A 12,797-nucleotide genomic window follows, 5' to 3' on the forward strand; every position below is an offset into this window, starting at 1 on the left:
ATCAGCGACTGCAGAGCTGGTTGCGGACAGCGACCCTGTATCCGCAACCAGCTCTGCACTCGCCGAATCGGAGTGCGACAAAGTCTGCAGTCAACCTGGCTCAGACGGACAGGTCGGGTACCGACGTCCGGTCCAGCGGCTCTCCCGCATCGACGGCGGCCCACGTCGCAGCGCACGCCGCACGGACCAGGTCGATCCCCGCTCCGTCCAGCCGCAGCCCGCCGTCCGACACTTGGGCCGCCGCACCGCCGCACACGTACCAGTCGTCCGCGAGCCCTGGCGCAGGGTGCGGTTCGAGCAGCGCACGCAGGTCGGCCCCCAGGAACGACGGGCGTTCGCCCGGCTCGGCAAGCACGGCGTCGCGCGCCCCCGAGACACCTGTCAGGACGTGCAACCCCGGGTACCCGCCGGCGCGCGCGCCGGCGAGGTCCGTGTCGAGCCGGTCCCCGATCACCAGCGGCCGGCTCGCCCCGGCCCGCTCGACCGCGAGCCGGTACATGGTCGGCGACGGCTTGCCGGCGCTGTCGGGCGTGACACCCGTCGCCGACACCACGGCACCCACGAGGGCACCGTTCCCCGGCGCGAACCCGCGCGCCGTCGGGAGCGACAGGTCCAGGTTGCTCGCCACGTGCCAGGCACCACCGCCCACCGCGTACGCCGCCTCGGCGAGCTGAGTCCAGCCCACCTCGGGCGCGTAGCCCTGCGCGACGGCGTCCGGCTTGTCGTCCGCCGACTCCACCACGGTGAAGCCCGCGGACCGCACCGCCGTCACCAGCCCCTTTCCGCCCACGACCAGGACCTTCGCGCCCGGGTCGAGCCGGGTGGTGAGCAGCGCGGCGCAGGCCTGCGCGGCAGTCATCACCTCGTCCGGATCCGTCGGAATCTCCAGGCCCGTGAGCTGGCCGGCGACGTCCTCCGGCTCCCGTGACGCGTTGTTCGTCACGAACACCAGGCGCATCCCGCCCGAACGCGCGGCGGTCAGGCTCGCCGACGCGTGCTCGATCGGCAGGTGCCCCTTGTACGCCACGCCGTCCAGGTCGACGAGCGCGAGGTCGTACACCGCGGCGAGCGGGGCATCGCTCGCCAGCAGGCCGGCACTTGCGATCACGCCTTCTCCTGCCCGACGTCGGGCCGGTCACCCTCAGGGACCGACTCGCCCTCGGCGGTGCTCACCTCTGGCTCGTCGGCGGAGGTCTCCGCCGAGTCCTCGTCCGCTGAGCCGGCGGCCGACTCGGGCTCGCTCGGCGAGTCAGGCGCGTCCGTTGCCGGCTCGCTCGGCTCGTCGACGGCGACCACCGCGGGCTGGTCGGCCGCGTTGGCGTCGTCGGCCTCGTTGGCCGATCCGGGATCGTCGGCGTGGTCCACATCGTCGGGCTCGTCGGGCTCGTCGGGCTCGTCAGGCTCGTCGGCCGAGTCGGCCGAGTCGGCCGAGTCGGCCGAGTCTGCCGAGTCTGCCGAGTCTGCCGAGTCTGCCGAGTCTGCCGAGTCTGCCGAGTCCGCTGAGTCCGCTGAGTCGGACGAGTCGGACGAGTCCGCCGAATCCCCGGAGTCAGCAGAGCCGGCTGACTCGTCGTCCTCGTCGTTCGGCTCGTCGTTCGGCTCGTCGGCGACCTTCTCGTCGCTGTCGGGCTCGTCGGCAGGCTCGTCCGCAGCTACGTCAGCCGACTCCTCAGGCACATCACCTTCGTCGTTCGAAGTGTCCTCCGCGACCTCCTCGGGGTGGTCGGCGACGTACTCCTCCTCGGCGAGCATCGCGTCCTCCTCGACGTCGAACACCGTGATGTCCTCGCCGGGTGTGTCAGCGCCGATGACCCGCTCGAGCGCCTTGCTGTCGACCGACGCCAGCAGCGCGGTCGCCTCGTCCGGCCGACCTGCGGCCTCGAGCGCCACTGCGCGCGCCTGCACGACCCGCAGCGCCAGGTCACCCTTGGCGTCGTCGGCCGCGACCTTGTCGAGCACGGCCAGGGCGGCCTCGTGCTCGCCCAGGTCCGAGCGGGCACCGCTAGCCACGATCGCGAGCTCGACGCGGCCGGTCACGTCGAGCGACGCGGCCTCCTCCGACGCGGCGAGCGCCAGTGCACGCTCCGGGCGGCCGAGGCCGCGCTCGGCGTCCGCCATGATCGGCAGGTGCTCGGACGAGCCGTTCAGCCGGCGAACCGTGCGCAGCTCGCGCAGCGCCTCCGCGAACCGGTTGGTGTGATACGCGGCCAGGCCGGCGGCCTCGCGCACGATGTCGATCCGGCCCGCGCCACGCACGGCCGCCTGGGTGTGCTCGTAGGCGCGCTCCGGGTCGACGTCGAGCAGGCGGCCCGCCATCACCAGGTGCAGCCCGACGTACTCGGCGTGGTCCTTGCTCAGGCCGCGCAGGCGCCCGCGCACGTCACGGTCGAGCTGGTTGAACGCGGCGTCCTCGGCGATCTCCGGCTCGGGGGGCCGCGGCGCACGTTCCTCGCGCTCCTCGCGGACGCCCTGGGCCGGGCGGTCGTCGCGGCGCGCCGGGCGGTCAGTGGTGTTCCCGCGGAGCGGGCGAGCACCCCGGTCGTCACGGCCACGGCTGTCCCGCGCGCCCCGGTCGTCACGGTCGCCGAACGAACGACGCGGGCGGTCGTCGTCCCTGCGTGCCGGGCGGTCGGCGCTCCGGTCGTCACGGCGGACCGGACGATCCGTGCCCCGGTCGTCACGGCGGACCGGGCGGTCAGCGTCGTTGCGACGCGGGCGGTCAGCACCCCGGTCGTCACGACGCGGACGGTCGGTACCACGGTCCTCGAACGTGCGACGCGGGCGGTCGTCGTCCCGACGTGCCGGGCGGTCGGTGCTCCGGTCATCACGACGGACCGGACGATCCGTGCCCCGGTCATCACGGCGAACCGGGCGGTCAGCGTCGTTGCGACGCGGACGGTCAGCACCCCGGTCGTCACGACGCGGACGGTCGGTACCACGGTCCTCGAACGAACGACGCGGGCGGTCATCCCGGTCGCCGAAGGAGCGGTGCGAGCGGTCGTCGTCCCGACGTGCCGGGCGATCCGTGCCCCGGTCGTCGCGACGCGGGCGATCGGCGCCCCGGTCCTCGAACGAACGACGGGGACGCTCGTCGTCCCGACGTGCCGGACGGTCATCGTCCCGACGCGCCGGACGGCTGCCACCACGGTCCTCGAAGCTACGCTGCGGACGGTCGTCGCGGTCGAAGCTACGGCGGGGGCCGTCATCACGCCGTGCCGGACGGTCATCTTCCCGGCGCTGGGGACGGTCGTGCTCACGGCGCACAGGGCGCTCACCGTCGCGGCGCACCGGACGGTCGCCGCCCCGGTTGTCCCGGTTCTCGTACGGTCGACGCGAACGGTCGCCGTCGTTCCCGCGGTGCGGGCGGTCGGTGCGTGGTGCGCGGTCGTCGCGGCCGCCCCGGTACGCGGAGGTGCCGCCGCGGTTGTCCCGGTCCCCAGAGGAACGGGGGGAACGGTCGTCATCGTTGCGGCGGGGCGCGCGGTCGCCGACGCTCCGGTCGTCCTGACGCGGGCGGTCAGCGCCACGGTCGTCGCGGCGCGGGCGGTCAGCGCCACGGTCCTCGTACGGCCGGCGCGGGCGGTCTGAGCCGCGGTCGTCGCGCCGAGGGCTGTCACCGCCACGGGCGCCGTCGAACCGGCGGCCCCGGTCACTACCGCGCTCTCCGCCGCGGTCTTCGCGACGCGGACCCTGGCCCTCGTTGCGACTGCCGCTCTTGCGCTCGCCTTGGCGGTCGCCCTCGCGGTCGTTCCCCTGGTCACGGGGCGTTTCGTTCACGGTGTTCCCTTCGATGACAGATGCCCGCTCATTCTCCCATGCGGGCGGCCGTCCCCAGGGGTCGAAAGGCTGTGACGTTGCGTGCCCGAAGCCGACCCCGCGTCTGTCAGGTCACCCAGCCTCACACCCGCACCCGGGCGACCTCCGGGTTGAAGGCGTCGGGCTTGCGCACCATGCGTATCGCCGTCAGGACCAGGACCGCCACCAGGACCAGCAGCACCACCATCCCTGCGTTGAACGCGAACCCGAAGATCCACAGGTAGCCGATGCCGCCCGCCGCGAGGCAGTAGTAGGTCATCGGCAGGATCGTCTTGCGGATCAGGTCACCCTCGCGCCCGAGCAGGCCAACGGTCGCGGCGGCGGCGACCACGTTGTGCACGGCCACCATGTTGCCCGCCGCGCCACCCACGGCCTGCAGGGCGGCTACCGTCTCGGGCGAGGCCGCGCCGATACCGAGACCGGTGTTGAACTGGAACAGGGAGAACATCATGTTGGACACGGTGTTCGATCCGGCCACGAAAGCGCCGAGCGCCCCGATGAACGGCGACACGATGGGCCAGCCCTGACCGGCCAGGTCGGCAGCGGCCTGGGCGAGCGTGATCGGCATCGAGTCGATCCCTGCCCCGTTGAAGTCGGGCCCGGAGTTGATGAAGATCCGCACCAGCGGCACCGCGCACAGGAGGGCGAACGCCGCGCCGCCGAGCTGCCCGGCCGCCACCTTCCACGACTCCCTGATCTGCGAGCCCTTCATGCCGTGCAGCACGTAGGTGACGAGGCACGCGAGCAGGAAGATCGCGCCCGGCGAGTACAGGAGGTCCATGTTCTGGCTGATCCCGGTGCCGAAGATGTTCGACACCTCCAGCACCGCCGGGCCGGTCAGGAACTCCTTGATCGCCGGGACGTTCCGGGTGACCAGGAGCAGTGCCGCCACGATGAGGTACGGCGACCAGGCCCGGACCATCGACATCTTGCGGGTGAGGGTGGCCGCCTCCTTCGTGGGGTCGACGGTGCCCATCCAGCGGTCGCTCCAGCGCTCTCGTGGCGGGAAGTCCCACACGTCCTTGGGCATCAGGAAGCCCTTCGAGGACGTGAACATCACGAGCACCAGCCCGATGAACCCGCCGAGCATCGCCGGGAACTCCGGCCCGAGCACGTAGGCGACGGTCACGTAGGGCACGATCATCGCGAGCGCCGCGTAGACCGCGAACGGTGCGACGGCGAGGCCGGACCGGAACGACCGCTTCTCACCGTAGAACCCGCACATGAGGGTGACCAGGATGAGCGGCACCAGGATGCCGACGATCGCGTGGATGGTCGCCACCTGCGTGGCGGTGTGCGCGATGAAACCGAGGTGGTCCAGACCGAGCACGTCGGCCCGCGCCTGCACCTCGGGCGCCAGCGCGCCAGAGGTGTCCGCCAGCCCGGTCCCGAGCCCCGTCAGCATCGGCGTGCCGACGGCGCCGAAGCTCACCGGCGTGGACTGGATGATGAGGCCGGCCATGACGGCGGCCGCCGCCGGGAAGCCGAGCGCCAGCAGGAGGGGGGCGACGACGGCGGCGGGCGTACCGAACCCGGCGGCCCCCTCGATGAACGACCCGAACAGCCAGGCGATGATGATCACCTGGACCCGCCGGTCCGGGCTGATGGTGGTGAAGCCGGCCCGGATCGTCTGCAGGGCGCCGCTCTTGGTGAGCGTCTCCAGCATGAGCAGCGCACCGAAGATGATCCAGAGCAGCCCGATCGCGATCAGCAGGCCCTGCACGATGGACGCGCTGACCGCGACCAGCGACATCTTCCACGCGAACAGGGCGACGAGCACGACCACCGCGAGGCCGACGGGCATCGCCGTCCGGGCGGGCCAGCGGAAGCCGAGCAGCAGGGTTCCCACAACAAGGATGGGGAGAAGTGCGAGCAGGGCAAGGACGGCGAGGTTGTCCATGATGACTCCAGCTCCGGCGACGCTGCCGGGTAGGGTGCGCTAGTTATTTCGCATGTCGGAACTATCACTCCACTGTCCGACAAACGTAGCAGTTACCCCAGGCCACCGGGAGTACCCAAGATCACGTCAGCAGGTCCCCCGGCCCGACGCCGCGCAGCGACGCGTCGAGCACCAGCACCATGTGCGCCGTCGGCATCTCACGTCCCTGCCGGCCCAGGGCGTCGGTGATCTGCAGCAGGCACCCCGGGTTGGACGTGACGAGCAGCTCGGCGCCGGTGGCAGCTACGTTCGCAGCCTTCCGGTCACCCAGCTCCCGCGCGGGCTCCGGATTGGTCAGGTTGTAGATGCCGGCGGACCCGCAGCACATGTCGCCCTCGGCGATCTCCTTGACCACCAGCTCAGGGATCGTCGCGAGCACGGCCCTCGGCTGCGCCTTCACACCCTGCGCGTGCCGCAGGTGACAGGCGTCGTGATACGCGACGGTCATCGGCAGCGGGTGCCGCTGCGCGACGGGCTCCAGCTCCGCCAGCACCTCCGAGACGTCCCGGGACCGCGCGGCGAAGTCCGCGGCCCGCTCCGCGTACCGGGGGTCGTCCGCCAGCAGGTCCGCGTAGTCCTTCATGGTGGACCCGCACCCGGCCGAGTTGGCCACGATCCGCTCGACACCCGTCTCGGAGAACGTGTCGATGAGCGCCCGCGCGTAGTCCAGCCCTTCCGCCTCGCGCCCGGCGTGCACGGACAGCGCACCGCAGCACCCCTGGTCCGGCGGCACGACGACCTCGCACCCCTCGGCCGCCAGCACCCGCGCCGTCGCCGCGTTGACCCCCGGGTAGAACTCCCGCTGCACGCAGCCGAGCAGCATCCCGACGGTCATCCGCTGCACGCCGACGGCGGGCACGAGCGCGGGCACCGGGACGCGCGGACCCACCGGCGGCGCTATCGCCTCCATCGTCGCCAGCGTCGGCGACAGGCGGGCCAGCACCGGCCGCACCAGCCTCGACAGGCCGCTGCGCTGGTACAGCGCGAGCAAGGGCCGCACCAGGCGAAGCCGTTCGGGCCGGGGGAACAGCGCGAAGATCGCCGACCGCAGCAGCCGCTGCCCCCGCGTCCGGTGCTCGGCACCACGCCGTTCGACCTGCTGTCGCGTCGCCTCGACCAGCTTGTCGTACTGCACGCCCGACGGGCACGCGGTCACGCACGCCATGCAGCCGAGGCACGCGTCGACGTGCTGCACCAGCGACGGCGACATCGGCTCCCCCTCGAGCCCCTCCTTCATGAGGTAGATCCGCCCGCGCGGGGAGTCCATCTCCTCGCCCCACAGCGAGTACGTGGGACAGGCGGGTAGGCAGAACCCGCAGTGCACGCAGTCGTCCACCAGCTCGCGAGCCGGCGGATGATGCTCGTCGAAGGCCCCGCCCAACGAGCCCAGCAGGTCCGGCTTCGCCTCGGTCATCAGATGCCTCCCACGAATCGGCCGGGCGCCAGGTTGCGCCCGGGATCGAGCTGCCGCTTGACCGCACGCATGAGATCGAGCCCGCCCACGGGCCCCCACGCGTCCAGCTCCGCGCGCACCTCGCGCGACGCCCGCAGCACGGTGACGGTCCCGTCGCGCGGGTGCGTTGCGGCACCCCGCAGGTGCCCGACGGCGGCCGCCGTAGCCTCCGGCGTCCCCGTCACCAGCGCGTGCAGCACCCCGGCGGCGCTCCCCCGCAACGCCACGCCGACGCCGTACCGCTGCTCAGCGTCCCGGGCCGCCGCCAGCAGACCGGCCACACCGGTAAGGGTCGCGGTCGCCTTGGCACAGGTGCCACCACCGCCGGTCGAGCCTGTCGAGACCCCCGCACCCGGCAACGCCGCCCACCAGCGGGGCGCCTCTGCCTGCACCCGCCCGCCCAGCAGCTCGGCGACAGCGGCGGCCCGCTGCCCCACCGCGCTCCCCGTGCCCTCGATCAGCACTGCCACCTCGGCGACGTCACTCCCTGCCGGCCGGTCGATCTCCACTGCGGCGGGCGCGAGCTGCGACGCGACGACGTCCCGAGCCCGCGCGGCGACGTCGGCCAGCCGGCCGGTGGCCACGGCGTACGCCCGGTCGGGACGGGCCGGGTGCAGCCGGAACGCGGCTCGCACCACCACGCCGAGCGTGCCGTACGCTCCGGTCAGGAGCTTGGCCAGGTCGTACCCGGCGACATTCTTGACGACCTTGCCGCCCGACGACGCAGTGGTGCCGTCGGCGAGCACCACGGTGGCCCCGAGCACCAGGTCGCGGAGCGCGCCGCGCTGCAGGCGACGCGGCCCGGACGCTCCGGTCGACAGCGCCCCGCCCACGGTGGATCCGGCCGCGAGCCGTTCCGGCGGCAGGTCCACCACGAGCTCCTGCGCCGCTGCCCGGACCGTCTCCGAGAGCTCCGCCACCGGCAGCCCCGCCTCGGCAACGACCACGAGGTCACCCGCGCCGTGCTCCACCAGCCGGTGCAGGCCCGTGGTGTCCAGGATCAGGTCGACCCGCTCGGGCGGGGCGCCCCAGTCCAGGGCGGTCGCGGCGCCGCGCGCGACTGTGACCAGGCCCTGGGCGGTCGCCTCGCGCAGCACCGCTGCCACCCCGTCAGCCGACGTCGGCCGCGCGACTGCAGCTGCAGGCACTCCGTCCACGGTATCCGCCGGACCCGCGACGGTGACCTGGCCGCCGGCCTGCTTCAGCGCGTCCTCGAGCCGCTGCAGGTCCGCCATCAGAAGACCTCCGCCACGCCGGACTCCGCGAGCGGGTGCGCGCCCCGATGCCGCCCCGGCTGCTCCCCGCACAGTCGCGGCGTGGGGAAGACCTTGCCGGGGTTGGCGATGCCCTCGGGGTCGAAGGCGCAGCGTACCGCCTGCATGGTCTCCAGGTCGTCGGCGGTGAACATGCGCGGCATGTGCTTGGCCTTGTCCGCGCCCACGCCGTGCTCACCCGTGATGGAGCCGCCGTGCTCAAGGCACAGGTCGAGGATCCCGCCGGCCACCTCTTCCGCCCGGTCGACGGCGCCCTCGACCGAGCCGTCGAACAGCACGAGCGGGTGCAGGTTGCCGTCGCCGGCGTGGAACACGTTCGCGACCCGCACGCCGGCGCTCTCTCCGAGCGCGGCGATCTGCCGCAGCACCAGCGGCAGCGCGGTCCGCGGGATCACGCCGTCCTGGACGATGTAGTCCGGGCTGATCCGGCCCACCGCCGCGAAAGCGGACTTGCGGCCCTTCCAGATCAGGGCGCGCTCGTCGTCGTCCGCCGCGACCCGCACCTCGAAGGAGCCGGCCGCCTCGCAGAGCCGCACCACGTCGTCGAACTCCCCCGCGACGTCGGGTGACGGCCCGTCCAGCTCGACCACGAGCACCGCGCCCGCGCCCGCCGGGTAGTTGCAGTGCACCGCCGCCTCCGCGGCCTCGATCGCGAGGGCGTCCATCATCTCGATCGCGGCGGGGATCACGCCGGCGGCGATGATCGCGGAGGTCGCGGCGCCGGCGTCGTCCATGGAGCGGAAGGCGGCGAGCAGGGTCCGGACCTCCTGCGGAAGCCGCGTCAGGCGCACGGTGGCCGAGGTGACGATGCCGAGCGTGCCCTCGCTCCCCACCAGCGCGCCGAGCAGGTCGTACCCGGGCGGGTCCGGCGCCTTGCCGCCGATCTCGACCTGCTCGCCGGCGGGCGTCACGAGGTCCACGCCGGTGACGTGGTTGGTGGTGAAGCCGTACTTCAGGCAGTGCGCGCCGCCCGAGTTCTCGGCGACGTTGCCGCCGATCGAGCAGACGGACTGGCTGGAGGGGTCCGGCGCGAAGTAGTACCCGTCCGGGCTCGTCGCGGCGGTGAGCTGCAGGTTGATCACCCCGGGGTCGACGACGGCGCGCTGGTCGTCGACGTCGGCGTCCCGGATCGATCGCATCTGCGACAGGACCACGAGCACGCCCTCCGAGTGCGGCAGCGCCCCGCCCGACAGACCTGTGCCCGACCCGCGCGCGACGAACGGCACCGAGTGCCGCGCACAGGCCCGGACCGCGGTAGCGACGTCGTCCGACCCCCGGGCCAGGACCACCACCCCCGGGATCACCCGGTAGGCCGCGAGCCCGTCGCACTCGTACGTACGACGCCGCTGCCGGTCGGTGATCACCCGCTCCGGACCGAGCTCGTCGACCAGCTCGCCGATGACGACGTCGAGCGCCGCGGACGCGTTCCCGGACATGGCAACCTCCTTGTTGCGAGCCACAACGTCTTCGTCAAGTCAGGGCATGTCGAGTCAGGGCATCTTGGCGTAGGCCGGGAGAGTGAGGAAGTCCGCGTAGTCGTCCGCCACCGCGACCTCGAGGAACGTCTGCTTCGCTTCCGCGTAGTCCGCCGCGTCGCCCGGCAGCTTGGCGATCTCCTCCTCGACGAGCTGGTCGATCAGCTCGCGCGTGACCTGGTGGCCGGTGTCCGCGAGCGTCACGTCGTTGTGGAGCCACTGCCACACCTGGGACCGCGAGATCTCCGCGGTCGCGGCGTCCTCCATCAGGTTGAAGATCGCGACGGCGCCGAGCCCGCCGAGCCACGCCTTGAGGTACTGGACACCCACCGAGATGTTGTTCCGCAGGCCGGCCTCGGTCACGTCTCCCGGCGTCGAGGCGACGTCGAGCAGCTGCGCCGCGGTGACGTGCACCTCGTCGCGGGTCCGGTCGATCTGGTTCGGCTTGTCACCGAGCACCGAGGTGAAGACCTCCTTGCAGAGCTCCACCATGCCCGGGTGCGCCACCCAGGAACCGTCGAAGCCGTCGTTCGCCTCGCGGGTCTTGTCGTCGCGGACCTTGGCGAACGCGGCCCCGTTGACCGCCTCGTCGCGGCTCGGGATGAAAGCGGCCATGCCGCCGATGGCGTGCGCGCCGCGCGTGTGGCAGGTCTTGACCAGCAGCTCGGTGTACGCGCGCATGAAGGGCACGGTCATGGTGACGGCGTTGCGGTCGGGCAGCATGAACTCGGTGCCGCGGGTCCGGAACGACTTGATCACCGAGAACATGAAGTCCCAGCGGCCGGCGTTCAGGCCCGAGCTGTGCTCCCGCAGCTCGTACAGGATCTCTTCCATCTCGAACGCCGCCGGGTAGGTCTCGATGAGCACGGTGGCGCGGATGGTGCCCTGCGGGATACCCAGGAAGTCCTGGGCGAGCACGAACGCGTCGTTCCAGAGCCGCGCCTCCAGGTAGGACTCCATCTTGGGCAGGTAGAAGTACGGGCCCTGGCCCTTCTCGATCTGCCGCAGACCGGCGGTCGCGACGTAGAGCGCGAAGTCCACCAGGCTCCCCGACACCGGGCGCCCGTCGACCTGGATGTGCTTCTCCGGCAGATGCCAGCCGCGGGGCCGCACGATGATCGTGGCCAGCTCCTCGTCCGCCTTGAGCGCGTAGTGCTTGCCGTTCTCGCCGGTGAAGTCGATGGTGCGGTTGATCGCGTCGAGCAGGTTGAGCTGCCCGCCCACGACGGCACTCCACTGCGGCGTGTTCGCGTCCTCGTGGTCCGCCAGCCACGCCTTCGCGCCGGAGTTCAGCGCGTTGATCGTCATCTTGCGGTCGGTCGGCCCGGTGATCTCGCACCGCCGGTCCTCGATGCCGGGCGCCGGCGGCGCGACACGCCAGGTCGGGTCCTCACGGATGTGCCGCGTCTCGGGCAGGAAGTCCAGCGTGCCGCCCGCGGCAAGGTCCTCGACCCGCCGCTGCCGGGCGTCGAGGAGCTCCAGCCGGCGGTCGTCCAGCGCACGGTGCAGGGCCGCGACGAGCGCCAGCGCCTGCGGGGTGAGCACCTCCTGCGCGCGCGCTGCGATGTCACCAGTGATCGTCAGGCCGTCCGGAGTGTCCACGTGTCTTCCCTCGGTCGAGTGGCTTGGTCCGGAGCCGCGTCGATTCCACGATCCGGAAACCAAATACTTCCTAGTGAAAACAGTAGGTGGCCGACGGCGCGGGGTCAACGCGACGCTCAGCCTCCGGACAGCTCCGCCGCGACGTCGAGCGCCACCTCGTGGAGCACGGGCACCGCGCGCTCGCCGAACTCGTAGGACACCCGTGCCGCCGGGCCCGAGACGGACAGCGCCGTCGGCACGGGCGCACCCGGGACGACGACGGCGAAACACCGCACGCCGATCTCCTGCTCGCCGTCGTCCACGGCGTAGCCCTGCTCGCGGATCTCCCTCATCGCGGCCAGCAGCGCGTCGAGGTCCGTGATGGTCCGATCGGTCGCCGGCGCCAGGCCTGCCCGTGTCGCGATATCACGGACGGATGCGTCGGGAAGCTCGCCGAGGAGCGCCTTGCCGACGCCCGTGCTGTGCAGGTGGACTCGTCTTCCCACCTCGGTAAACATCCGCATCGAGTGCGACGACGCCGCCTGCGCCACGTACACAGCCATCTCCCCGTCGAGCATGGCGAGGTTCGCGGTCTCCCCGAGCTCGCGGGCCACGCGTGCCAGATGTCGCCGTGCACCGGCTCCGAGCTGTCGGCCGGCCGACTCGCCCAGGCGGATCATGCGGGCGCCGAGGGCGTAACGGCGCGACGGAAGCCTGCGCGCGTACCCGCGGGCAACCAGGGTGCGCATCAACCGGTGAATGGTCGGCAGCGGCAGCCCCGACTGCTCCGAGAGCTCGCTCAGGCCGGCATCACCGCCGACCTCCGCCAGGATCTCGAGCAGATCAAGCGCTCGCTCGACCGACTGCACGCCAGGTTCTGCCACGACACCCTCCCCATCAGAACGCCGGACCTACCGCCCGACGGAAACAGCATTCCACAGCGCGGAACCGGGGACCTTGCACACCGCCGTTGGTGTGATGGTGTCTTGGGATTGGTGGGGAAATGCAGTCAGGGGATGGAACCTGCACTACCCCGGAGGGTTGTGCGGGTTCCATCCCCTGCTGGGAATGGTTGTCCGGCGGCGTCCTACTCTCCCACCCCGTCTCCAGGGCAGTACCATCGGCGCTGTAGGGCTGAGCTTCCGGGTTCGGAATGGGACCGGGCGTTTCCCCCACGCTATGACCACCGTAACACTATCGAGAAGGCAAAACCCGTCTCCACCCACCAACCCAACCCCTTTCAAGGGTGGTGTGGTGAG

General features: G+C 72.0%; 9 protein-coding genes and 1 rRNA gene. 1 reads left to right on the forward strand and 9 read right to left on the reverse strand.

Annotated features, from left to right (window positions below; all coding sequences use genetic code 11):
- Positions 1-100: 100 nt before the first annotated feature.
- Together APR04_RS05985 and APR04_RS05990 are read right to left on the reverse strand one after the other, a co-directional pair.
- Positions 101-1,105 carry an HAD-IIA family hydrolase gene (locus tag APR04_RS05985; RefSeq protein WP_253868511.1) on the reverse strand — a complete coding sequence of 335 codons (1,005 nt, stop codon included), beginning with the start codon at positions 1,103-1,105 and terminating at the stop codon, positions 101-103.
- Complete coding sequence (locus APR04_RS05990; protein WP_253868481.1) at positions 1,105-2,379, reverse strand: hypothetical protein; 1,275 nt, start codon at positions 2,377-2,379, stop codon at positions 1,105-1,107. Before APR04_RS05990 ends, APR04_RS05985 begins: the two co-directional genes overlap by 1 nt.
- Here APR04_RS05990 and APR04_RS05995 point away from each other — a divergent pair.
- A complete protein-coding gene (locus APR04_RS05995) occupies positions 2,323-3,588 on the forward strand; it encodes a hypothetical protein (RefSeq protein WP_253868482.1) in 1,266 nt (421 codons plus the stop codon). The two genes, APR04_RS05990 and APR04_RS05995, sit on opposite strands and share 57 nt — an antisense overlap.
- Positions 3,589-3,898: 310 nt before the next feature.
- Here the strand turns inward: APR04_RS05995 and APR04_RS06000 are convergent, their stop codons facing one another.
- The 7 genes from APR04_RS06000 to rrf all read right to left on the reverse strand — a co-directional run bounded on the left by APR04_RS06000 (position 3,899) and on the right by rrf (position 12,729).
- Positions 3,899-5,716, reverse strand: a complete 1,818-nt coding sequence (locus tag APR04_RS06000) for an L-lactate permease (protein WP_253868483.1) — start codon at positions 5,714-5,716, stop codon at positions 3,899-3,901.
- Between the two features lie 121 nt (positions 5,717-5,837).
- Positions 5,838-7,169: a glycolate oxidase subunit GlcF gene (glcF, locus tag APR04_RS06005; RefSeq protein WP_253868484.1), complete on the reverse strand. Its 1,332-nt coding sequence runs from the start codon at positions 7,167-7,169 to the stop codon at positions 5,838-5,840.
- A complete protein-coding gene (locus APR04_RS06010; protein ID WP_253868485.1) occupies positions 7,169-8,443 on the reverse strand; it encodes an FAD-binding oxidoreductase in 1,275 nt (424 codons plus the stop codon). The genes glcF and APR04_RS06010 overlap by 1 nt, the downstream gene beginning before the upstream one ends.
- Positions 8,443-9,918: an FAD-linked oxidase C-terminal domain-containing protein gene (locus APR04_RS06015; protein WP_253868486.1), complete on the reverse strand. Its 1,476-nt coding sequence runs from the start codon at positions 9,916-9,918 to the stop codon at positions 8,443-8,445. Before APR04_RS06015 ends, APR04_RS06010 begins: the two co-directional genes overlap by 1 nt.
- A gap of 54 nt (positions 9,919-9,972) precedes the next feature.
- A complete protein-coding gene (gene aceB / locus APR04_RS06020; RefSeq protein WP_253868487.1) occupies positions 9,973-11,559 on the reverse strand; it encodes a malate synthase A in 1,587 nt (528 codons plus the stop codon).
- A gap of 116 nt (positions 11,560-11,675) precedes the next feature.
- Positions 11,676-12,422: an IclR family transcriptional regulator gene (locus APR04_RS06025; protein ID WP_253868488.1), complete on the reverse strand. Its 747-nt coding sequence runs from the start codon at positions 12,420-12,422 to the stop codon at positions 11,676-11,678.
- A 190-nt stretch (positions 12,423-12,612) separates the two neighbouring features.
- Positions 12,613-12,729, reverse strand: a 5S ribosomal RNA gene (gene rrf / locus APR04_RS06030).
- Positions 12,730-12,797: the final 68 nt, after the last annotated feature.

The sequence above is a fragment of the Promicromonospora umidemergens genome (assembly GCF_024171995.1).
GTDB classification, from domain to species: domain Bacteria; phylum Actinomycetota; class Actinomycetes; order Actinomycetales; family Cellulomonadaceae; genus Promicromonospora; species Promicromonospora umidemergens.

Bases quoted from the DNA above. Each gene is read 5' to 3' on its own strand.
- APR04_RS06015 (WP_253868486.1), bottom strand. From the start codon at position 9,918: ATGTCCGGGAACGCGTCCGCGGCGCTCGACGTCGTCATCGGCGAGCTG.
- APR04_RS06010 (WP_253868485.1), bottom strand. From the start codon at position 8,443: ATGGCGGACCTGCAGCGGCTCGAGGACGCGCTGAAGCAGGCCGGCGGC.
- APR04_RS06000 (WP_253868483.1), bottom strand. From the start codon at position 5,716: ATGGACAACCTCGCCGTCCTTGCCCTGCTCGCACTTCTCCCCATCCTT.
- glcF (WP_253868484.1), bottom strand. From the start codon at position 7,169: ATGACCGAGGCGAAGCCGGACCTGCTGGGCTCGTTGGGCGGGGCCTTC.